A 19,676-nucleotide genomic window follows, 5' to 3' on the forward strand; every position below is an offset into this window, starting at 1 on the left:
TCATTTCAGGCGGTCGGCAATCAGATGCCGTTGCCCCGGGCGCGTTCGCGCTGGTTGATTTCCATCTGCTCGCAGGTCAGGAAGCCTTTGCTTTCCACCCGGTCAGCGGAGTTGAACGCGACGTAGTAGGGCTGCTCCTTGCCATCCTTGTTGAGGACGTAGTTGTTGCAGGTGCCCGGTACCACGGTACGGTTGATTTCCGAGGAGGGTGGGCCGCCCAGTTCCAGCACGGTGGACTTGGTCATGTCCTTTTCCACCTGCTTGACCAGCGGCTCGTTACGGAAAGTGATGTGGTCGACCGGATTTTCGGGCTTGCCGGCACAACCGGTCAGAACGGCTAGTACACAGGCGGCACCCAGGCTTTGCTTGAACATGGTTAATTTCCCTTGTGATGAACCAGACCATTTTTCTGAGCCTGGGCCAGGGAATTAAGTTCGGCTTAAATCAACTGGGCATGTGCGCATTGCGCCAGAGGCTTGCTGGCCGATGGGATCACTGCGCAGTGCTGGGCTGCAGCTGGCTGCTGTCGACGGCTTCGCCGAGAATGGGCGCGGGGTGGCGGCTGGGCAGGGCCAGTACCGGTGCGCTGAGCAGGCTCAGGAGCAGGGCAAGGGTCAGGGCTTTCATGGTGTACCTCGTCTTTAGGGTCTGTTGACCTTTCACGCACGGCTCGCGTTGAAACGTCAACAGACCCGGGGCATTCGGTGTTTCACGGAACCATGCTAGGGGCGAGGCAGTCAGGGATGAAGTCGAATGGCTCGATAGTGGCCATCGACGATCATGATGCGCGTTGCGCTTGAACACTGGCAGGGCAAGGTAGCGCCCCAATGGAGACTGAAATGGGTCATCGTGCAGTTCCCCAGTATCCACTGGTGTTGGTTCCCGGCATGCTGGGCTTCGTCAGCCTGCTCGGCTTCGAGTATTGGTACGGCATTACCAGCGCGTTGCGTAATCAGGGTGTGGACGTGTACCCGGCGCGTCTGTCGCCGGTTCACGCCACCGAGCTGCGCGGTGAGCAACTGCTGCTGCAGATTGCTGATGTGCGGCGGCGTAATGGTGCGCAAAAGGTGCACCTGATCGGTCACAGCCAGGGCGCGCTGGTATGCCGCTACGCCGCTGCCCATCGCCCGGAATGGGTCGCCTCGGTCACCTCCGTGGCCGGGCCCAACCTGGGCTCGGAACTGGCCGATCACCTGGAGCGCAAATACGCCTCGAAAAGCCTGCGCAGCCTGCTGATGCGCATGGGCACCCATATGCTGGCGCGGTTGTTCACCCTGCTCGATGGTGGATTACGCGGCGCCTCCCTGCCGATCGATGCCGTCGCGGCCCACCGCTCCCTGACCACCGAGGGCGTGGGCATCTTCAACCATCAGTACCCCCAGGGCCTGCCCTCGACCCGGGGCGAAGACGGGCCGGAGGAGGTCAACGGCGTACGCTATTACTCCTGGTCCGGCACCCTGCAGCCGGGCATCACCGATCAGGGTGGTAACCGTCGTGATCCGTCGAACTGGTTCTGCCGGCGCTTTGCGCGCACCTTCGTGCGCGAGGCCGGGCAGTGCGACGGCATGGTCGGGCGGGTCAGTTCGCACCTGGGCAAGGTGATCCGCGACGACTATCCACTCGACCACCTGGACATCGTCAACCAGCACTTCGGCCGGGTCGGCGCGGGTGTCGATCCGGTCAGCCTGTATATCGAGCACCTGCGCCGCCTGCACGAAGCCGGCCTGTAATCGCGCTGCAAGCCCGTAGCCTGGGTTGAGCGAAGCGATACCCAGGTTGGCAAGGCGTTACTCGCCTTGGGCCGCCTTGAGGGCTTCATACGCCGGTGCCGCGTAGATGCCGATCTCGACCGCCAGCTCCAGCACCCGCGGCAGGTCGGTGGTGTACACCAGCACGGCCTGCAGCTCGTCATCCAGCGGTTCGCTGAAGTCGACCAGCGTATAGCCCTGGGTGTCCTTGGAGAGGCTGCCGAGCTGTACCTGGATACGGTTCAGGGCCTTGAGCGGCTCGACCTTCTTCAGCTGCTTGGCGGTGAGCACGAAGCTCACTTCGGCGCCGAACGACGCGGTGATCTGGGCGAACAACTCCTCATGGCTATCGGCCTGGAACAGCACGGTATCCGGCAGGTTGCCGACCACCATCCACTCGCCCAGGGGAATGGGAAAGCTGTCGTCGTAATTGATGTCCGGGTTGGCGGCCAGAAAGGCGGCGGGGTCGGCATAGGCCTGGGCCGCTTCGTTGGCGATGCGGCTGATTTCGTCCTGCGGCAGGCAGCCCGAGCTGATTTTGCCGATGAGTTCTTCGAGCTGGGCGCGCATGGCGGATTCCTGATGGTGACGGTGGGTGCGCAAGGCTGCACGTTAGCAGCGCTCAGCGCAACTGACTTTCCGCCAGGTTGCGCGTGCGCGGAATGAGCGCGGCGTTCCACTGCCTGGCGCTCCATGCCAGCAACTCTTCGGCGCTGGCGTCGGCCAGTTCATCCGGCGCGCTCTGGCCGAGGGCGCGCAGAGCGCGGATCAGCAGCGCCGTGGCCTGGTCACCGGGCAGTGGCGGCGAGCGATAGGACTTGCCCAGCTTGTGGCCGTCGGGCTGGATGATCAGCGGCACGTGCAGGTAGCGTGGCTGCGAAAACCCGAGCAGCTCCTGCAGGTAGAGCTGGCGCGGTGTGGAGTCGAGCAGGTCGGCGCCGCGTACCACGTTGTTGATGCCCTGCCAGGCATCGTCCAGCACCACGGCGAGCTGGTAGGCGTACAGGCCATCGCGGCGGCGGATGACGAAGTCGCCGACCTCGCGGCCCAGGTGCTGGCTGTACTCACCCTGCACGCGGTCGCTGAAGCGGTAGATCAGTTCGGGCACACGCAGGCGGATGGCGGCGTCGTGGCGCGCGTGCCCGGCATTGCGGCAATGGCCGGGGTAGATACCGCCGCTGCCTTCGAGCTGCTTGCGCGAGCAGGTGCAGGCGTAGGCCAGGCCCTGGTCGAACAGGCGCTGCAGCAGCGCTTCGTATTCGCCATGACGGTCGCTCTGGCGCACCAGTTCGCCGTCCCAGTGCAGGCCGTAGCGTTCCAGGGTCTGCAGGATGGCGCTCTGGGCGCCGGGGGCTTCTCGGGGCGGGTCGAGATCTTCCATGCGCAGCAGCCAGCGGCCGCCGACGGAACGGGCATCGAGGTAGGAGGCGAGGGCCGCGACCAGTGAGCCGAAGTGCAGATAGCCACTGGGCGTGGGGGCAAAGCGACCGATATAGCTGGAGTTCTGCATGGCCGGCGTTTGTGCGAGGGGAAACGAAACGGGGCGCCTAAGCGCCCCGTCTGTCGATCGACTCAGGAGCCGACCTGTTTTTCCTTGATCTCCGCCAGGGTCTTGCAATCGATGCACAGGGTGGCGGTGGGGCGTGCTTCCAGGCGACGGATGCCGATCTCGACACCACAGGAATCGCACCAGCCGTATTCCTCGTCTTCGATAAGTTGCAGGGTTTCGTCGATCTTCTTGATCAGCTTGCGCTCGCGATCACGGGCACGCAGTTCCAGGCTGAACTCTTCTTCCTGACTGGCGCGGTCGGCTGGATCCGGGAAGTTGGCCGCTTCGTCCTGCATGTGGTGCACGGTACGATCGACTTCCTGCATCAGCTCCAGCTTCCATTTGTTCAGGATACTGGTGAAGTGGGCGCGCATCGCCTCGCTCATGTACTCCTCGCCCTTGGTTTCCTTGTAGGGTTCGAAGCCACGAATCAATTGGCCGTTTGTTGCTTTTGCTTTGGTGGGCATGGATGACCGCCTCTCACTCTCTCTAATCCACTGCGCAGGGAATGTGTCCGTTGCCGTTTACAATAACGGCCCTGCGACTGCAAGCCGGCGAACTTACCAGATCGACTCAAGCCGCGCCACTCCCGGATGTCGCGGTTGTGCGTCTGGTTTCGAGCCGGCCGCGCCAGGGCTTCCTGGTGGGCCTGATGAGCCACCCCATAACTGGCGCCGGGTGCCTGCAATCGCAATGTAAACACGTATTTCAGTGGTGCGTTGGCACGGTATGACAGGGCACCACTGATACAATTCCACCTTTTATCGTTTCCCGGGGCAGACCCATGGCACAGCCTTACAGCGCCCGCAGCCGCGCGATCGAACCGTTCCACGTGATGGCGCTACTGGCGCGGGCCAACCAGTTGCAGGCCGAGGGCCATGACGTCATCCATCTGGAGATCGGCGAGCCGGATTTCACCACCGCCGCGCCCATCGTCGCGGCCGGCCAGGCCGCTTTGGCTGCCGGCCACACACGCTATACCGCGGCCCGTGGGCTGCCCGCCTTGCGTGAGGCGATTGCTGCGTTCTATGCCCAGCGCTACCGGCTGAGCATAGACCCCCAACGCATTCTCATCACCCCCGGCGGCTCCGGTGCGCTGCTGCTGGCGGCCAGCCTCTTGGTCGACCCTGGCAAGCACTGGCTGCTGGCCGACCCGGGCTACCCCTGCAACCGGCATTTTCTGCGTTTGGTCGAGGGCGCGGCGCAGCTGGTGCCGGTCGGCCCCGCGCAGCGTTATCAGCTCACTCCCGAGAGCGTGGCCGAGCACTGGAATGCCGACAGCGTCGGCGCCTTGCTCGCCTCGCCGGCCAACCCGACCGGCACGCTATTGAGCGCCGCCGAGCTGGCTGCACTGTCCGCCGCGCTGAAAGACCGTGGTGGGCATATGGTGGTCGACGAGATCTACCACGGCCTGACCTATGGCGTGGACGCCAGCAGTGTGCTCGAGGTGGATAACGACGCCTTCGTGCTCAACAGCTTCTCCAAGTATTTCGGCATGACCGGCTGGCGCCTGGGCTGGCTGGTGGCCCCCGAAGAGGCAGTGGGCGACCTGGAAAAGCTGGCGCAGAACCTCTACATCAGTGCGCCGAGCATGGCCCAGCATGCGGCGCTGGCCTGTTTCGAACCGGCGACCATCGCGATTCTCGAAGAGCGCCGCGGCGCCTTCGCCGAGCGCCGCGACTTTCTGTTGCCCGCCCTGCGTGAGCTCGGTTTCGGCATCGCCGTCGAGCCTGAAGGGGCGTTCTATCTGTATGCCGATGTGGGTGCCTTTGGCGGCGATGCCTATGCCTTCTGCCAGCACTTTCTGGAAACCCAGCACGTTGCGTTCACCCCAGGCCTGGACTTCGGTCGTCACCAGGCCGGCCACCATGTGCGCTTCGCCTATACCCAAAGCCTGCCGCGCCTCGAAGAAGCGGTCGCGCGGATCGCCCGTGGTCTGAAGAGCTGGCAGCCCCATGCAGTTTGATCCGCCCCTCGAAGAAGCCCGTCTGCTGCGCCGTTACAAGCGTTTTCTCGCCGATATCGAAACGGCGAGCGGTGAGTTGCTGACCATTCACTGCCCGAACACCGGTTCGATGCTCAACTGCCTGAGCGAGGGCTGCCGGGTCTGGTTCAGCCGCTCCAATGACCCCAAGCGCAAGCTGCCCGGCACCTGGGAAGTCGGCGAGACGCCTCACGGCCGCCTGGCCTGCATCAACACAGCGCGGGCCAACGGCCTGGTGGAAGAAGCCCTGCGGGCCGGGCTGATTCCCGAACTCGCCGGCTTCAACGCCTTGCGCCGCGAAGTGCCTTATGGGGTGGAGCGCAGCCGGGTGGATTTTTGCCTCGAATACGCCAGCGCGGTGGCCTTCGTCGAGGTGAAGAGCGTGACCCTGGGTTTTGCCGACAGCACCGTAGCGGCCTTTCCCGACGCCCGCACCGAGCGCGGCGCCAAGCACCTGCGCGAGCTGGCAGCCCTGGCGCGCAGCGGTATTCGTGCCGTGCAGCTGTACTGCGTGAACCTGTCGGGTATCGAGGCGGTGCGCCCAGCCCATGAGATCGACCCGGCCTACGCGGCGGCTCTGGTTGACGCGCTGAGCGCGGGCGTCGAGGTGCTGGCCTACGGCGTGGATATCTCGCCGCAGGGGATCGAGGTAGTAAGGCGTCTGGAGGTGCTGCTTGGCTGAGCGGGTTCCCGGATATCGCAGCGCTCGACCTGGGCGACGGGGCCGCGTCTCCGCCCACATGCTTCTGTAGCCTGGCGTTGAGCGAAGCGATACCCAGGTTTTGCTCTACAGATCGATCCAGATCCCCTCGCTATCCTCTCGGCTCTCGATTGCACGCAGTGCTTCGCCTTCGCAAGGCCCCGCTACGCACTCACCGGACTCGATCAGAAACAATGCGCCATGTCGGGCGCACTGGATCAGGCTGGCGCTGGGGTCGAGAAACTGGTCGGCCTGCCACTCCAGCGGCACGCCCCGGTGCGGGCAGCGGTTGCGGTACACGAACACCGCACCGGCCTTGCGCACGGCGAACAGTTGCATGTCTTCAACGCAAAAGCCCCGGCTTTGAGCTTCTGGCAGCTCATGGGGGGCGCATAGACGAATCATCGGTGTCTCCAGGCCTGAGCGGGGATTATCGCCCATCGGCCTGGCGATGGAAGAGGGCGCGCGTCCTTGCGCCAGTAGCTGCTGCTCAGATTTCCCAGGCCACGTTGAACGCCGCATGGCGACCAGGCTGGGAGTAACGGCCAAGGCTCTGGCTGTTTTCGCTGAGGCTGCGGACATCGCCCCATTGCCAGTATTGCTTGTCCGTCAGGTTGAACAGGCCGGCATTGACCGAGACGCCAGAGCCGATATTCCAGTAGGCGCTGAGGTCCAGCGTGCCGTAGCCCGAGGGTTCGAACTGGTTGGCGACCTGGGTTTGATCGACGCGTTTCTTGGCGGCTGCCAGCGTCCAGGTCAGTTCGCCGCCAAAGCTTCCGCTTGGCGCGTCGTAGCCAAGGCCCAGTACGGCTTTGAGCGGGTCGATGCTGTTGATTGGCTGCCCGCTCGCTTCGTCCTTGCCGCGGGCATAGGCGATGGCGCTGCGCAAATGGCTGCCAGCCGGCATGCCAAGGCTGTCCAGCAGCAGTTCGCCGCGGGCTTCCGCGCCGCGAATGGTGACCCGATCGAGGTTCTGGTACTGGAAGGTCATGCGCCCGGCACCGGTCGGGTCGTTGGCCAGGGTCACCTGCTCGATGAAGTCGTCGTAGCGGTTGTAGAACAGCGCCACGCCAAAGGCCCCGGTTTGGTACTGCCCACGCAAACCGATTTCGTAACTGTCACTGGTTTCCGGCTTGAGGCTCGGGTTGGCGATGGTCTGGTAATTGCGCGCGAAGTTGATGAACTCGCCAAAGATATCCACCGGGTTCGGCGCGCGGAAGCCCGCGGCATATTGGCCATAGATGCTATGGGCGTCGTCGATCCGGTAGGTGATGGCGAGCTTCGGTGAAATGGCCTCGTCGCGGTAATCGGCCGGGTTGCGGTTGATCGGCTGGCTGTTCAGATAGTGCTGGGTGACCTCGGGTTTCATCTCGTAGTGGTCGTAGCGCAAGCCGGGCAGCAGGGTCCAGCGGCCGATATCGATGCTGTCCTGCACGAAGAGCGCATATTCGGTCGACGTCGGGTCCGGGAAGTCGCTGAGCGGGAAGGTTTCATCGCCGGGAATTGCCGGAACCGGCAGACCGCTACTGGCGAATACTTCGCGGCCCTTGCGCAGGTCGCTGCTTTCCAGGCGCTTGAGGTCGACGCCGTAGATCAGCTGGTGGCTGGCCGGCCCTGTATCGAAGGCCTTGTCGAGCTTGGTATTGAACGCCCACAGGTCTTCCTGATAGGTCGAGTCACGGCTGCGTTCGCGCAGGCGGCCAGCGCTGAAGCGCTGCTGGTAGGTGCGCTGGCGGATCTGACTTTGCTGATAACTCAGTTGCCAGTCGGCCCTGTCGGCGAGCGCGGTATCCAGGGCGAAGCTGTGTTGCAGGCTGAGCCGCTGGCGATCGGTGTTATCGGTGGCGTCGGAGGTGCGTACGGTGGCCGTGTTGCTGTACTCGCTGAGCACACGGGTATCGGCATCGTCCTCGTAGCGCTCGTAGGTCAGTTGCAGGCGATCGTCGTCGCGGTAATCCCAGCCGAGCTTGGCGAGCAGGTTGTTGGCGTTGTAGTCCTGATGGTTGGCCTCCTCGCGCGCCGCGCCGATTCCGCTGCGGCCGCCAAAGGTATCCAGCGCCTGGCCATCGCGGCGCCCCAGGTGCAGCAGGCCGTCGACCTGGCCCTGGCGGGCGGCAAGCGTGGCGCTGCGTGACCAGCTGTCATCGGCGCCGTCGTAACCGGTTTTCAGGCGGGCATAGGCGTCATCACCGGCGTCCAGGTAGTCGGCGGCATCCTTGGTCATGAAGCTGACTGCGCCACCGATCGCATCACTGCCGTATAGCGAGCTGGCCGGGCCGCGGATGATCTCCACGCGCTTGAGGGTATCCGGGTCGACATAGTTGCGCCGCGCGTCGAGGAAGGGCCCGAAGGCGAAGGCGTCCGGCATCGGCACGCCATCCACCTGGGTGAGGATGCGATTGCCGCCGATGCCGCGAATGGTGAAACCCGCCAGCCCGAAGCGGCTGCCCGTGCCACTGACCGATACGCCAGGCTCGTAGCGCACCAGATCCCTGATGTTCTTCACAGTCTTGCGGTCGATGTCCTGCTCGGTGAGCACCGTCACGGTACTGGGGACGGCATCCACAGGCTGTTCCGTGCGGGTCGCGCTGATCGTGGTTCTTTCCAGCTGCAGCGTTTGTGCGCTGGCGAATGCTGGGCCAAGCAGCAACAGGCTCAGGCAGGAGCGAAGCGGGAGGGGCGACATGCGATTCTCCTTGTCATGTCGAAGGGGGGGGACGTGGCTGCGGATTAAATATTAATGATTCTTATTTGTAAAAGAGATTATTTGTCGATTAGGATTCGCCGACTGTTAGCGGTATCGCTCCCCGTGCAAGGCGTTTACCCTTTTCAATTCACGGCGCCCCGCCTGTCGATGGGCCCACAAGGAGTTGGTGTGATGAGTGATCTATCCGTCGCCGGTGACGGCCTGTATGCCGCCTGGCAGAACCTGCGCGCCGAGCAGCCGCACCTGCGGGCTCGGGATGCGGCAGCGCAGCTGGGGGTCAGCGAGGGCGAGCTGACGGCCAGTCGCCTGGCTGTGGATGCAGTGCGCCTGCGCCCTGACTGGGCGGCGCTACTGCCGGCACTCGGCGAGCTTGGCCAGGTGATGGCGCTGACCCGCAACGAGTCCTGCGTGCATGAGCGCAAGGGCGTCTACCGCGAGGTGACGATTGCCGGTAATGGCCAGATGGGCCTGGTGGTGTCAGCGGATATCGACCTGCGGCTGTTCCTCGGCGGCTGGGCCAGCGCGTTCGCCGTGGCCGAACAGACGCCACGCGGCGTGCTGCGCAGCGTCCAGGTGTTCGACCAGCAGGGCGCCGCCGTGCACAAGGTCTACCTCACCGAACACAGTGAGCTGGCCGCCTGGGAGCCGCTGGTCGCGCGTTTTCGCGATGAGCAGCAAAGCGCCGAGCTGGCGCTCAAGCCCATGCCGGAGCCCGCAGCCGTGCGGCCTGACGACGCCATCGACGGCGAAGCGCTGCGCGCCGGCTGGGCCGCGCTGCAGGACACCCATCATTTCTTCGCCCTGCTGAAAACTCACGGTGCGGCGCGCACCCAGGCGCTGCGCCTGGCCGGTCGCGAATGGGCCGAGCCGCTGGCGCCCGACGCCTTGCCTGGCCTGTTCGAGCGCGCGGCGGCGGCCGAGGTGCCGATCATGGTGTTCGTCGGCAACCGCCATTGCATCCAGATCCACACCGGGCCGGTCAGCAACCTGAAGTGGATGGATACCTGGTTCAACGTGCTGGATCCGCAGTTCAACCTGCACCTCAAGGCCAATGACGTTCATGCGCTGTGGCGCGTGCGCAAGCCGAGCAGCGACGGGGTGATCACCAGCTGGGAAGCGTTCGACGCCAAGGGCGAGTTGATCGTCCAGCTGTTCGGCGCGCGCAAGCCGGGCGTGCCGGAACGCGACGACTGGCGGCGCCTGGCCGAGCAGACCCCAGCCTTGCCGGCCTGACGCTACACTGCCTGCCCTGGCCGCTTCCGTGTCCAGGAGGCCAGATACGAATCCTGATTCCGGAGTTGCTCCATGATCCGCCCACTTGCCGTATTCGCCCTGTTCGCCAGCCTGTTGTCGCCGTTGGCGGTGAACGCCGACAACCTGCCACAGCGCTGGGTCAGCACCGGTGGCTCGTTGAGCGAATGGGTGGTCGAACTCGGTGGTGAAGACAAGCTGGTGGGCGTTGACAGCACCAGCCAGCACCCCGCCTCGCTGCAGAAATTGCCGAGCGTGGGTTACCAGCGCCAGCTGGCTGCCGAGGGCATCCTCGCCTTGCGCCCGCAGGTGCTGCTGGGAACCGAGGAAATGGGCCCGCCACCGGTGCTGGCACAACTGGCGGCAGCGGGCGTGAAGGTCGAAACCTTGCCCGCCGATGCCGACCTGCAGGTGCTGCATGGCAACCTCAAGCGTATCGGTGCGCTGCTCGGCGACGAGGCGCGTGCCGAGAGTCTGTTCGCGGCCTATCAGGCCCGCCTGAATGAACAGGCCGCCTGGGTGGCAAAGGCCCAGGCTGAAACGCGGGCGCCGACCGTTCTGCTGTTGCTCGGCCATGCCGGCAGCAGCCCCATGGCGGGCGGCAAGGACACTGCCGCTGCCTGGGTGATCGAGCGGGCGGGTGGCAACAACCTGACCACTCATGATGGCTACAAGGCGCTGTCCAGCGAGGCGCTTTTGGCGCTGGATCCCGAGGTGGTGATTTTTGCCGACCGCCGCCTCGGCGGTGATGAAGCCAGGCAGGCGCTGCTGGAGCAGAACCCGGCGCTGGCCTCGACCAGGGCCGGCAAGGCAGGGCGCCTGGTGGCCATCGACCCGACCCTGTTGGTCGGCGGCCTTGGCCCGCGTATTCCCGCTGGGCTTGCCGAGCTGTCCGCCGCCTTCTACCCCGGCCGCACGCCGCTCAACCCTGCCACACCATGAAGGCAGCCATCAGCCCGCGCTCACTGTTTGTCGCACTGGGCCTGCTGCTGGCGTTCGCCTTGTGGCTGTCGCTGGCGCTTGGCCCCGTCAGCCTGCCCCTGGGCGATACCCTGCAGGCCGTATTGCGCTTGGCGGGGGTGCCGTTGGCGGCCGATGGCCTGCAGCAAGCGGAGCTGATCGTCGGCCAGATTCGTATGCCGCGCACCCTGCTGGGCCTGGCGGTCGGCGCGGTGCTGGCCTTGTGCGGTGTGGCGATGCAGGGCCTGTTTCGCAACCCGCTGGCCGACCCCGGGCTGATCGGCGTGTCCAGTGGCGCGGCGCTTGGCGCGGCAGTCGCCATCGTCGGTGGCGCGGCCATGGGCGGAATGCCGGAGGTGTTTGCGCCTTATCTATTGTCGCTGTGCGCCTTTCTCGGTGGGCTGGTGGTGACGGCACTGGTCTATCGCCTCGGCCGCCACAACGGGCAGACCAGCGTGACCACCATGCTGCTCGCCGGTATCGCCCTCAACGCGCTGGCGTTCGCCTGCATCGGCCTGTTCACCTACCTGGCCGACGACGCGACCCTGCGCACCCTGACCTTCTGGAACCTCGGCAGCCTCAATGGCGCCAGCTATGCGCGGCTGTGGCCACTGCTGCTGGTGACCCTGGCAGTGGCGCTGTGGCTGCCGCGCCGCGCCCAGGCGCTGAATGCACTGCTGCTCGGCGAGTCCGAGGCGCGCCACCTGGGCGTGGCGGTGGAGCGGCTCAAGCGCGAGCTGGTGTTCTGCACCGCCCTGGGTGTCGGCGCGGCGGTGGCGGCCGCCGGGATGATCGGCTTTATCGGCCTGGTGGTTCCCCACCTGGTGCGCCTGCTGGTGGGGCCCGATCATCGCGTGCTGCTGCCCGCTTCGGCGCTGGCCGGCGCCAGCCTGTTGCTGTTGGCCGACCTGTTCGCTCGGCTGATTCTGGCGCCGGCCGAGCTGCCCATCGGCATCGTCACCGCCTTGATCGGCGCGCCGTTCTTTCTGTATCTGCTGCTGCGGGGGCGCACCTGATGCTCTGCGCACACAAGCTGTCGATCCTGCGTGGCGACAATAGGGTGCTGGTCGATATCGACCTCGGTCTGCAGCCCGGCCAGGTGCTCGGTGTGCTTGGGCCCAATGGCGCCGGCAAGAGCACCTTGCTCGGCGCGCTGTGCGGCGAGCTGAGCCCGGCCGCCGGCGAGGTTACCCTGGGCGGCCGGCCGCTGCAGGATTGGCAGGGCACGGAGCGCGCACGTCGCCTGGCGGTGCTGCCGCAGAGTTCGTCGCTGAGCTTCGGTTTCGCGGTCGGCGATGTGGTGATGATGGGCCGCATGCCCCATGGCACCGGCCGCGAGCGTGATGCGCAGATCGTCGGCGAGGCGCTGCAGGCCGCCGATGCCAAGCACCTGGCTGAGCGCAGCTACCTGGAGCTGTCCGGTGGCGAGCGTCAGCGCGTGCACCTGGCGCGGGTGCTGGCGCAGTTATGGCCGGGCGGCGCTGAACAGACGCTGTTGCTCGACGAACCCACCTCCATGCTCGACCCGCTGCACCAGCACACCACCTTGCAGGCGGTGCACCGTTTCGCCGAACAGGGCGCCGCGGTGCTGGTCATTCTCCATGACCTGAATCTGGCGGCGCGCTACTGCGATCGCCTGCTGTTACTCAACGATGGCCGTATGCACGCCGTCGGCCTGCCCGCCGAGGTGTTGCGTGCCGAACCGCTACAGGCGGTGTTCGGCCTCGAGGTGCTGGTGCAGCAGCATCCCGAGCGGGGGCATCCGTTGATCGTTGCCCGCTAAGAACCTGTTCACGATCTGCTGCGCGTCGGCCCTACTGCGTTAAAAACAGGCTCGGAATGCTCATTTACAACTCGTAAACTCCGCTTCCTCGCCTGTTTTTGCCTTGTATGGCTCTAGCTCGCGAGATCGTGAATAGGTTCTAAAGGAGAGCCGATGCGTATCCTGTTGTTGTCTGTACTGCTGTTGCTCGCCGCCTGCCAGAGCCAGCCGGCCCTGGCGCCACTGCCCGAGTGGCAAAGCCCGCTTGGGCGTGAGCAGACCGAGCTGGGGCAGATCATCGACCTGCGTAGCGGCGCGCACCTGACGGCCGAGCAGCTTGTCACACGGCTGGCAAAGGCGCCGCGGGTGCTGGTTGGCGAGCAACACGACAACCCGGATCACCACGCGCTTGAGCTATGGCTGTTGCGTGCCCTCGAGCAGCGCCGCGAGCAGGGCAGCCTGCTGCTGGAAATGCTCGCTTCAGGCCAGCAGCACTTGGCCGATGAGGTGGCGCAGCAGATGAGAGAAGGGCGGCAGATCAGCGATCTGCCCAAGGCGCTGGAGTGGAGCAACGGCTGGCCGTGGGCGCTGTACGGGCCCATCGTGCGCCACGGCCTGGCGCAGGATTACGGGTTGCGAGCGGCCAATCTCGACCGCGCCGAGATCCTGACCATCTACCGCGAGCGGCCTGTTCTGCAGGGCCAGGCCTCGACTGCCGAGGCGGTGCAAAAAGCGCTGCTGGCGCAGATTCGTGAGTCGCACTGCGACACGCTGCCGATCAGCCAGTTGCCAGCGATGCTGGCAGTGCAACAACAGCGTGATCGGCGCATGGCCGAGCAACTGTTGAAAGCGCCGGTGCCGGCGCTGCTGCTGGCTGGCGCCTACCATGTGCGCCGTGACCTGGGCGTGCCGCCGCACCTGGCTGATCTGGGCGCGCCGGGCAGTGCTCAGGTGCTGATCCTGTCCGAGGTCGGCAAGCCGGTGACCGCCGCGCAGGCGGACTATGTGTGGTACACCGCCGCGCTGCCGCCCGAGGATCATTGCGCGCAGTTTCGCTAGGGCGACGCTTCCGGCGGTCGATACCGATTGGTGGGTTACGCGACGCGTCTTGGTTAGGTGGGATTTTGGAAATCGTGCCACGCGGCGCTCCACCCACCCTACGTCTGCGGGTTTGCCTCGATTTCGTAGGGTGGGTGAGGCGCCTGTTGGAGATGTTCAGGATCGTGCGTAAGGCGATGCGCCGTAACCCACCATGAGCGTCATGGCTGCTATCGGCTGATGGGTTACATGACGCGCCAGTAGCGGAGGCCTACAGAAATCTTCCACGCGTCATTTCACCCATCCTACGATCGTGCCCCGCTCAAAACCCTTCCAGCACGATCTTGCCCTTGGCCTTGCCGCTTTCCAGCAGGGCATGGGCGCGGCGCAGATTGTCGGCATTGATGACGCCGAAATGCTCGCCCAGGGTGGTTTTCAGGGTGCCAGCGTCGACCAGGTCGGCCACCCGGTTAAGCAGGCGATGCTGCTCGATCATGTCGGCGGTTTCGAACAGCGAGCGGGTGAACATCAGCTCCCAGTGCAGCGAGATGCTCTTGCGCTTGAGTTTCATCACGTCCAGCGGCTGCAGCGGGTCATCGATCAGGGCCAGGCGGCCTTGCGGCGCCAGGGCTTCGACGATGGCGTCGTAATGCTGGTCGGTCTGGGTCAGGCTGGCCACGTGGGTGACGTGGGGGATGCCGATGCGCGTCAGTTCTTCGTTCAGTGGTTTGCTGTGGTCGATCACGTGGTGAGCGCCCAGCTCGCGTACCCAGGCCTCGGTTTCCGGGCGGGAGGCGCTGCCGATCACGGTCAGCCCGGTGAGCTGGCGGGCCAGTTGCACGAGGATCGAACCCACACCACCGGCCGCGCCAATCACCAGCAGGCTCTGGCCCTGATCCGCGCTGCCGTCGGCGACCTGCAAACGGTCGAACAACAGCTCCCAGGCGGTGATGGCGGTCAGCGGCATGGCGGCGGCTTCGGCGAACGGCAGACTGGCCGGTTTGCGACCGACGATGCGCTCGTCGACCATATGCAGCTCGCTGTTGGCGCCAGCGCGGTTGATGGCACCGGCGTAGGACACCTCGTCGCCGACCTTGAACAGCGTCACCGCACTGCCGACCGCCTTGACCACGCCTGCCGCATCCCAGCCCAGCACCTTGGGCTGGCCGCCTTCTGGCGCCACGTTGCGGCGAATCTTGGTGTCCACCGGGTTTACCGAAATGGCCTTCACTTCGACCAGCAGATCCCGTGGGCCGGGTGTTGGCGCTTCGAGCTGCAGATCCTGCAGCGCTTGCGGATTATCGATGGGCAACGACTGATGGTAGGCGACAGCTTTCATGGCGAAATCCTGGTGGGTAAGTAAAGGATGGACGCAGCTTGCGCCAATCCATTGCTAGGAAAAACCGGATAAAGGTAGAGTCTCTTTCAATATTTTTTTGAAGATCGATGCCCATGCTGCGTTTCGATGACCTGCAACTGTTCGTGCGCATCGCCAGTGAAGGCAGCCTGTCAGCCGCCGCGCGGTTGCTGGGCATCTCGCCTGCGGTGGCCAGTGCCGGCCTCAAACGCCTGGAGCAGCAGCTGCAGGCGCGCCTGTTCGTACGCTCGACCCGCAGCTTGCGGTTGACGGGTGAGGGGGAAGCCTTCCTGGTGCATGCCCGGCAGGCGCTGCAGAGCCTGGACATCGGCCGTCAGCAATTGGCCGGCAGCAAGTCCGCGATCAGCGGGCCGCTGCAGCTCTCGGTGCCGTCGGATTTTGGCCGCAACACCTTGCTGCCCTGGCTCGACACCTTTATGCAAACGCACCCGCAGGTGCAGTTGCGCCTGCTGCTCGGCGACCGGGTTACCGATCTGTTTCGCGAGCGCGTGGATATCGCCCTGCGCTATGGCGAGCCGGAGGATTCGAGCCTGGTGGCGCTGCCGGTGGCGCCCGGCAATCGCCGGGTATTGTGCGCTGCGCCGGCCTATCTGCAGCGCCATGGCGAGCCGCGGCAGGTCAGTGACCTGCGCCAGCACAACTGCCTGATCTACATGCTCGGTGGCCGCGCCTACGAGCGTTGGCGCTTTCATGAGGCCGAGGGTGAGCAGAGCCTGCAGGTCGCCGGTGACCGGCTCAGTGACGATGCCGACGTGGTGCGCCGCTGGGCGGTGGCAGGCGCGGGCGTGGTGTACAAATCCTGGCTCGATGTGGCCGGCGATGTGCACGCCGGGCGCCTGCGCATCCTGTTGCCGGAAGTACTCGGCGAGCCGACACCGCTCAACCTGCTCTGCACCCACCGCGAGCAATTGAGCAAGCCGGTGCACCTGCTGCGCGAGTTCGTGCAGGCACGCTGTGCCGAGTTGCTGGCGCAGGCGCCGTGGCACCGTTAAGCTGCTGCGGCAATCCACCACAGCCCGTTTGCCGCCACTGCCCCTAAAATCGCCAGCCATGAACCTGTCCCGCTCTGATCGCTCGTTGCTCGCCTGGGTGCTGTATTTCAGCGTCCTGTTCAGCGCGCTCGCCTGTGCGTTCAGCCATGGGCAGATGACCGGCCTGCAGCTCAGCGGCATGGATGGCGGCTATTGCGGCCTGGATGCCAGCGCCAGCGGCAGTGCCGCGATGGACATGGGCGGCACGGGCTCAAGCATGCCGATGCCCTTCATGGGATCCGGCTGCCCGCTGTGCTCCACCTTCGTCGCCCTTGCGCTGGCGGCCTTCTTCGGCCTGCTCGGGCTGTTGCCACGGCTACGCCCGGCACGTGCGCGGCCTAACGCCGAACCCGGTGGCGCCGTTCGCTATCTGTGGCCATCTGCCAACCCCCGCGCCTCACCCTTTATCGCCTGATTCGCTTCCTTGTCGTTGTCTGCCGCGCGTTGGGCGCTGCCGGCAATTCGCTTCTGCACAAGATCAGGCTTCACATGAAAAACTCGACACCCTCGTTCTATAACCTGGCCTGGCGCTGGCACTTCTATGCCGGCCTGTTCGTCATTCCCTTCATGATCATGCTGTCGCTGACCGGCATCATCTACCTGTTCAAGCCGCAGCTCGACCAGCTGATGTACGCCGACCTGCTGCAGGTCGAGACTTCGGGGCAGCCACTGAGCGCCGACGAGCTGCTCGGCCGGGTCCAGGCGGTTTATCCCCAGGGCAGCATCGGCAAGTACCTGCCGCCGGTAGATGCCAGCCATAGCGCCCAGTTCGTGGTGAAGGTCGGCGAGCGCACCCGCACGGTATTCGTCGACCCCTACCAGGGCGCCATCCTCGGTACTCAGGACACGCGCAACAACCTGCAGGCCCTGGCCCGTGCGCTGCACGCCGATCTGTTGATCGGCACCCCGGGCGATCGGTTGATCGAGCTGGCCGCCGGTTGGGGCGTGGTGCTGGTGGTTTCCGGGCTGTACCTGTGGTGGCCGCGCGGGCGCGGCGCGGGTGCTGGCGTCCTGTGGCCGCGCCTGTCAGCCCGTGGCCGGTTGCTCTGGCGCGACCTGCATGCCGTCACCGGCTTCTGGGGCGCCTTGCTGCTGCTGTTCATGCTGCTCACCGGCATGACCTGGACGGGCTTCTGGGGCAAGCAGTTCGCCGGCGCCTGGAATCAGTTTCCGGCGGCCATGTGGGATCAGGTACCGACCTCTGATCGCCAGGCTGGCGAGCTCAACCTGAGCCACAAGCAGACCGTGCCCTGGGCGCTGGAGAACAGCCCGCTGCCCGAATCCGATCCGCATGCGGCGCACAATGGCGGTGCGGCGCCAGCGTCTACCGCCAACCCGACCGTGGGCCTGCAGCAGGTGGTGGATATCGCCAGCGAGCGTGGCGTGCACCCGGGTTACAGCATCAGCTTCCCGGCCACCCCGAGCGGCGTCTATACCATTTCGGTGTTCGCCGACGATCCGCGCAACGACGCCACCCTGCATGTCGACCAGTACAGCGGTGCGGTGCTTGCGGACGTGCGCTGGGCCGACTATGGCCTGGCGGCGCGGGCGGTGGAGAGCGGCGTGATGCTGCACCAGGGCAAGCTCTACGGCCTGCCGCACCAGCTGTTCATCCTCGCCGTGTGCCTGATGATTCTGCTCAGCTCGGTCAGCGGCCTGGTCATGTGGTGGAAGCGCCGGCCCAGTGGCAGCCTCGGCGTGCCGCCGCTGCGCCATGACCTGCCGCGCTGGAAGGTCGGCGTGGCGATCATGATCGGCCTGGGCGTGCTGTTCCCCCTGGTCGGCGCCTCGCTGCTGGCGATCTGGGCGCTGGATTTCCTGCTCCTGTCGCGCCTCGCCACCCGGCGCCTGGCCTGACGTAACCGGTCGCCCCCATGGCGGCCGACACAACCGAATTCGATTGAAGGAGATGCACCATGACACTGAAGAAACTGGTTCTGACCGCCGCACTGCTCGCCACCAGCCTGCTGGCCAACGCGCACGAATACGAGGTTGGCCAACTGCATATCGACCACCCCTGGTCGCGGGAAATGCCGCCGGTGGCGCCGACTGCCGCCGCCTACTTCGTGGTGCACAACAAGGGCGATGCCGATGACCGCCTGCTCGGCGTCGACACGCCGGTGGCCGGCAAGGCAGAGATTCACGAGCACGCCCATGTGAACGGCCTAATGAAGATGCAGCAGGTGCACAACGTGGTGATTCCCGCCGGCGGCGAGGTGAAGTTCGCGCCCATGGGCTACCACGTGATGCTCTTCAACCTGAAGCAGCAGGCCCAGGCCGGCGACCGCTTCCCCATGACCCTGACCTTCGAAAAGGCCGGGCCGGTGACGGTCGAGGTGGCGGTGCAGAAGGACGAGCCGGCGGCTGAGGGTGGGCATGAGCATAAGGGGCATTGATTGCCAGTGCTTGGCAACTTGCCTAAAGGTTCTAGCCCGTAGCCTGGGTTGAGCGCAGCGATACCCAGGAATTACCTGCCCCGGGTATCGCTGCGCTCAACACCGGGCTACTCACGCCAGTCGGGCATCCAGGCTGTTCTGGGCCAGGCGCTTGGCCTGCTCTTCGCTCATGCCCAGGCCTTCGTGCAGGGCCATGAAGTTCTCGGTGACGTAGCCGCCGAAATAGGCCGGGTCGTCGGAGTTGACCGTGACCTTCACGCCGCGCTCGAGCATGTCGAGAATGTTGTGCTGGCCCATGTGCTCGAACACGCAGAGCTTGGTGTTGGACAGCGGGCAGACGGTCAGCGGAATCTGCTCGTCGATGATCCGTTGCATCAGGCGCTTGTCTTCGCTGGCGCGTACGCCATGGTCGATGCGCACGATCTTCAGCAGATCCAGCGCCTCCCAGATGTATTCGGGTGGGCCTTCCTCACCGGCATGCGCCACCGCATGCAGGCCTTCGCTGCGGGCCTTGGCAAACACCCGCTCGAACAGCCGCGGCGGAAAGCCTTGCTCCGAGCTGTCCAGGCCGACGCCGATAAAGGCATCGCGAAACGGCATGGCCTGCTCCAGGGTCTGGAAGGCCTGCTCTTCCGGCAGGTGACGCAGGAACGCGAGGATCAGGCCATGGCTGATGCCCAGCCGCTTTTCGCCATCGACCAATGCCGCCTTGATGCCGCGCATCACCACTTCGAAGGGAATGCCGCGGTCGGTGTGGGTCTGCGGGTCGAAGAACGGCTCGACGTGCACCACGTTCTGCGCCTTGCACTTGAGCAGGTAGGCCCAGGTCAGGTCGTAGAAGTCCTGCTCGGTGCGCAGCACGTCGGCGCCGCGGTAATACAGGTCGAGGAATTCCTGCAGGTTGTTGAAGGCGTAAGCCGCGCGTAGCGCCTCGACATCGTTCCAGGGCAGGGCGATGCGGTTGCGCTCGGCCAGGGCGAACAGCAGTTCGGGCTCGAGGGAGCCTTCGAGGTGCAGGTGCAGTTCGGCCTTGGGCAGGGCGTTGAGCCAGTCGTACATGGGAACAATCTCGGTCAGCTAAAACACGGTCGGCAAGTTTACCTGCATGCGCTCAAGCCTGCGGCATTGAACGGCACCAACGGTAAGTGACTGGAATTATTTACAGGATGTTG

At 65.2% G+C, this 19,676-nt stretch carries 21 protein-coding genes; 12 read left to right on the forward strand and 9 right to left on the reverse strand.

What is annotated here, in order from left to right:
• Positions 1-20: 20 nt before the first annotated feature.
• Together osmE and QYS36_RS15535 are read right to left on the reverse strand one after the other, a co-directional pair.
• On the reverse strand, positions 21-374 hold the full coding sequence (gene osmE / locus QYS36_RS15530) for an osmotically-inducible lipoprotein OsmE (RefSeq protein ID WP_308840331.1): 354 nt from the start codon (positions 372-374) through the stop codon (positions 21-23).
• Between the two features lie 118 nt (positions 375-492).
• The gene (locus QYS36_RS15535; RefSeq protein WP_308840332.1) at positions 493-627 is read right to left on the reverse strand and encodes a hypothetical protein; all 135 of its coding nucleotides are present in this window, start codon (positions 625-627) and stop codon (positions 493-495) included.
• A 212-nt stretch (positions 628-839) separates the two neighbouring features.
• Between QYS36_RS15535 and QYS36_RS15540 the strand changes: the two genes are divergently transcribed.
• Positions 840-1,730 (forward strand): triacylglycerol lipase, encoded by an 891-nt coding sequence (locus QYS36_RS15540; protein WP_308840333.1) that lies wholly within the window; start codon positions 840-842, stop codon positions 1,728-1,730.
• Between the two features lie 57 nt (positions 1,731-1,787).
• Here the strand turns inward: QYS36_RS15540 and QYS36_RS15545 are convergent, their stop codons facing one another.
• The 3 genes from QYS36_RS15545 to dksA form a co-directional block, all read right to left on the reverse strand.
• Positions 1,788-2,318, reverse strand: coding sequence for a hypothetical protein (locus tag QYS36_RS15545; protein ID WP_308840334.1), 531 nt, complete (start codon positions 2,316-2,318; stop codon positions 1,788-1,790).
• Positions 2,319-2,370: 52 nt separating this feature from the next.
• Positions 2,371-3,258 carry a tRNA glutamyl-Q(34) synthetase GluQRS gene (gluQRS, locus tag QYS36_RS15550; RefSeq protein WP_308840335.1) on the reverse strand — a complete coding sequence of 296 codons (888 nt, stop codon included), beginning with the start codon at positions 3,256-3,258 and terminating at the stop codon, positions 2,371-2,373.
• Between the two features lie 62 nt (positions 3,259-3,320).
• Entirely contained in the window at positions 3,321-3,764 is a 444-nt protein-coding gene (gene dksA / locus QYS36_RS15555; RefSeq protein WP_070884315.1) for an RNA polymerase-binding protein DksA, read from the reverse strand.
• Positions 3,765-4,081: 317 nt separating this feature from the next.
• Here dksA and QYS36_RS15560 point away from each other — a divergent pair, with 317 nt between their 5' ends.
• Complete coding sequence (locus tag QYS36_RS15560) at positions 4,082-5,263, forward strand: pyridoxal phosphate-dependent aminotransferase (RefSeq protein WP_308840336.1); 1,182 nt, start codon at positions 4,082-4,084, stop codon at positions 5,261-5,263.
• A complete protein-coding gene (gene sfsA / locus QYS36_RS15565) occupies positions 5,253-5,963 on the forward strand; it encodes a DNA/RNA nuclease SfsA (protein ID WP_308840337.1) in 711 nt (236 codons plus the stop codon). The genes QYS36_RS15560 and sfsA overlap by 11 nt, the downstream gene beginning before the upstream one ends.
• A 105-nt stretch (positions 5,964-6,068) precedes the next feature.
• Here sfsA and QYS36_RS15570 read toward each other — a convergent pair whose 3' ends face one another.
• Together QYS36_RS15570 and QYS36_RS15575 are read right to left on the reverse strand one after the other, a co-directional pair.
• The gene (locus tag QYS36_RS15570; protein WP_308840338.1) at positions 6,069-6,386 is read right to left on the reverse strand and encodes a Rieske (2Fe-2S) protein; all 318 of its coding nucleotides are present in this window, start codon (positions 6,384-6,386) and stop codon (positions 6,069-6,071) included.
• An 85-nt stretch (positions 6,387-6,471) separates the two neighbouring features.
• The gene (locus QYS36_RS15575) at positions 6,472-8,667 is read right to left on the reverse strand and encodes a TonB-dependent hemoglobin/transferrin/lactoferrin family receptor (protein ID WP_308840339.1); all 2,196 of its coding nucleotides are present in this window, start codon (positions 8,665-8,667) and stop codon (positions 6,472-6,474) included.
• A gap of 192 nt (positions 8,668-8,859) precedes the next feature.
• Between QYS36_RS15575 and QYS36_RS15580 the strand changes: the two genes are divergently transcribed.
• From QYS36_RS15580 to QYS36_RS15600, 5 genes are all read left to right on the forward strand, one after another.
• On the forward strand, positions 8,860-9,921 hold the full coding sequence (locus tag QYS36_RS15580; RefSeq protein WP_308840340.1) for a ChuX/HutX family heme-like substrate-binding protein: 1,062 nt from the start codon (positions 8,860-8,862) through the stop codon (positions 9,919-9,921).
• Positions 9,922-9,993: 72 nt separating this feature from the next.
• Entirely contained in the window at positions 9,994-10,881 is an 888-nt protein-coding gene (locus tag QYS36_RS15585) for an ABC transporter substrate-binding protein (RefSeq protein WP_308840341.1), read from the forward strand.
• The gene (locus tag QYS36_RS15590; protein ID WP_308840342.1) at positions 10,878-11,915 is read left to right on the forward strand and encodes an iron ABC transporter permease; all 1,038 of its coding nucleotides are present in this window, start codon (positions 10,878-10,880) and stop codon (positions 11,913-11,915) included. Before QYS36_RS15585 ends, QYS36_RS15590 begins: the two co-directional genes overlap by 4 nt.
• Positions 11,915-12,682: a heme ABC transporter ATP-binding protein gene (locus tag QYS36_RS15595; protein WP_308840343.1), complete on the forward strand. Its 768-nt coding sequence runs from the start codon at positions 11,915-11,917 to the stop codon at positions 12,680-12,682. Before QYS36_RS15590 ends, QYS36_RS15595 begins: the two co-directional genes overlap by 1 nt.
• Before the next feature lie 153 nt (positions 12,683-12,835).
• Entirely contained in the window at positions 12,836-13,720 is an 885-nt protein-coding gene (locus tag QYS36_RS15600) for a ChaN family lipoprotein (protein WP_308840344.1), read from the forward strand.
• A gap of 301 nt (positions 13,721-14,021) precedes the next feature.
• Here QYS36_RS15600 and QYS36_RS15605 read toward each other — a convergent pair whose 3' ends face one another.
• Positions 14,022-15,038, reverse strand: a complete 1,017-nt coding sequence (locus tag QYS36_RS15605) for a zinc-binding alcohol dehydrogenase family protein (RefSeq protein WP_308840345.1) — start codon at positions 15,036-15,038, stop codon at positions 14,022-14,024.
• A 113-nt stretch (positions 15,039-15,151) separates the two neighbouring features.
• On the opposite strand from QYS36_RS15605, the gene QYS36_RS15610 reads away from it, so the two are divergent.
• The 4 genes from QYS36_RS15610 to QYS36_RS15625 all read left to right on the forward strand — a co-directional run bounded on the left by QYS36_RS15610 (position 15,152) and on the right by QYS36_RS15625 (position 18,504).
• Positions 15,152-16,069: a LysR family transcriptional regulator gene (locus QYS36_RS15610; RefSeq protein ID WP_308840346.1), complete on the forward strand. Its 918-nt coding sequence runs from the start codon at positions 15,152-15,154 to the stop codon at positions 16,067-16,069.
• A gap of 58 nt (positions 16,070-16,127) precedes the next feature.
• Positions 16,128-16,523 (forward strand): DUF2946 domain-containing protein, encoded by a 396-nt coding sequence (locus QYS36_RS15615; protein ID WP_308840347.1) that lies wholly within the window; start codon positions 16,128-16,130, stop codon positions 16,521-16,523.
• Positions 16,524-16,597: 74 nt separating this feature from the next.
• Complete coding sequence (locus QYS36_RS15620) at positions 16,598-17,965, forward strand: PepSY domain-containing protein (protein ID WP_308840348.1); 1,368 nt, start codon at positions 16,598-16,600, stop codon at positions 17,963-17,965.
• Between the two features lie 59 nt (positions 17,966-18,024).
• On the forward strand, positions 18,025-18,504 hold the full coding sequence (locus tag QYS36_RS15625; RefSeq protein ID WP_308840349.1) for a copper chaperone PCu(A)C: 480 nt from the start codon (positions 18,025-18,027) through the stop codon (positions 18,502-18,504).
• Between the two features lie 111 nt (positions 18,505-18,615).
• Here QYS36_RS15625 and QYS36_RS15630 read toward each other — a convergent pair whose 3' ends face one another.
• A complete protein-coding gene (locus QYS36_RS15630) occupies positions 18,616-19,563 on the reverse strand; it encodes an adenosine deaminase (protein ID WP_308840350.1) in 948 nt (315 codons plus the stop codon).
• Positions 19,564-19,676: the final 113 nt, after the last annotated feature.

It is taken from the genome of Pseudomonas sp. G34, assembly GCF_031119625.1.
Classification (GTDB): Bacteria; Pseudomonadota; Gammaproteobacteria; order Pseudomonadales; family Pseudomonadaceae; genus Aquipseudomonas.

Bases quoted from the DNA above. Each gene is read 5' to 3' on its own strand.
- osmE (WP_308840331.1), bottom strand. From the start codon at position 374: ATGTTCAAGCAAAGCCTGGGTGCCGCCTGTGTACTAGCCGTTCTGACC.
- QYS36_RS15535 (WP_308840332.1), bottom strand. From the start codon at position 627: ATGAAAGCCCTGACCCTTGCCCTGCTCCTGAGCCTGCTCAGCGCACCG.
- QYS36_RS15540 (WP_308840333.1), top strand. From the start codon at position 840: ATGGGTCATCGTGCAGTTCCCCAGTATCCACTGGTGTTGGTTCCCGGC.
- QYS36_RS15545 (WP_308840334.1), bottom strand. From the start codon at position 2,318: ATGCGCGCCCAGCTCGAAGAACTCATCGGCAAAATCAGCTCGGGCTGC.
- gluQRS (WP_308840335.1), bottom strand. From the start codon at position 3,258: ATGCAGAACTCCAGCTATATCGGTCGCTTTGCCCCCACGCCCAGTGGC.
- dksA (WP_070884315.1), bottom strand. From the start codon at position 3,764: ATGCCCACCAAAGCAAAAGCAACAAACGGCCAATTGATTCGTGGCTTC.
- QYS36_RS15560 (WP_308840336.1), top strand. From the start codon at position 4,082: ATGGCACAGCCTTACAGCGCCCGCAGCCGCGCGATCGAACCGTTCCAC.
- sfsA (WP_308840337.1), top strand. From the start codon at position 5,253: ATGCAGTTTGATCCGCCCCTCGAAGAAGCCCGTCTGCTGCGCCGTTAC.
- QYS36_RS15570 (WP_308840338.1), bottom strand. From the start codon at position 6,386: ATGATTCGTCTATGCGCCCCCCATGAGCTGCCAGAAGCTCAAAGCCGG.
- QYS36_RS15575 (WP_308840339.1), bottom strand. From the start codon at position 8,667: ATGTCGCCCCTCCCGCTTCGCTCCTGCCTGAGCCTGTTGCTGCTTGGC.
- QYS36_RS15580 (WP_308840340.1), top strand. From the start codon at position 8,860: ATGAGTGATCTATCCGTCGCCGGTGACGGCCTGTATGCCGCCTGGCAG.
- QYS36_RS15585 (WP_308840341.1), top strand. From the start codon at position 9,994: ATGATCCGCCCACTTGCCGTATTCGCCCTGTTCGCCAGCCTGTTGTCG.
- QYS36_RS15590 (WP_308840342.1), top strand. From the start codon at position 10,878: ATGAAGGCAGCCATCAGCCCGCGCTCACTGTTTGTCGCACTGGGCCTG.
- QYS36_RS15595 (WP_308840343.1), top strand. From the start codon at position 11,915: ATGCTCTGCGCACACAAGCTGTCGATCCTGCGTGGCGACAATAGGGTG.
- QYS36_RS15600 (WP_308840344.1), top strand. From the start codon at position 12,836: ATGCGTATCCTGTTGTTGTCTGTACTGCTGTTGCTCGCCGCCTGCCAG.
- QYS36_RS15605 (WP_308840345.1), bottom strand. From the start codon at position 15,038: ATGAAAGCTGTCGCCTACCATCAGTCGTTGCCCATCGATAATCCGCAA.
- QYS36_RS15610 (WP_308840346.1), top strand. From the start codon at position 15,152: ATGCTGCGTTTCGATGACCTGCAACTGTTCGTGCGCATCGCCAGTGAA.
- QYS36_RS15615 (WP_308840347.1), top strand. From the start codon at position 16,128: ATGAACCTGTCCCGCTCTGATCGCTCGTTGCTCGCCTGGGTGCTGTAT.
- QYS36_RS15620 (WP_308840348.1), top strand. From the start codon at position 16,598: ATGAAAAACTCGACACCCTCGTTCTATAACCTGGCCTGGCGCTGGCAC.
- QYS36_RS15625 (WP_308840349.1), top strand. From the start codon at position 18,025: ATGACACTGAAGAAACTGGTTCTGACCGCCGCACTGCTCGCCACCAGC.
- QYS36_RS15630 (WP_308840350.1), bottom strand. From the start codon at position 19,563: ATGTACGACTGGCTCAACGCCCTGCCCAAGGCCGAACTGCACCTGCAC.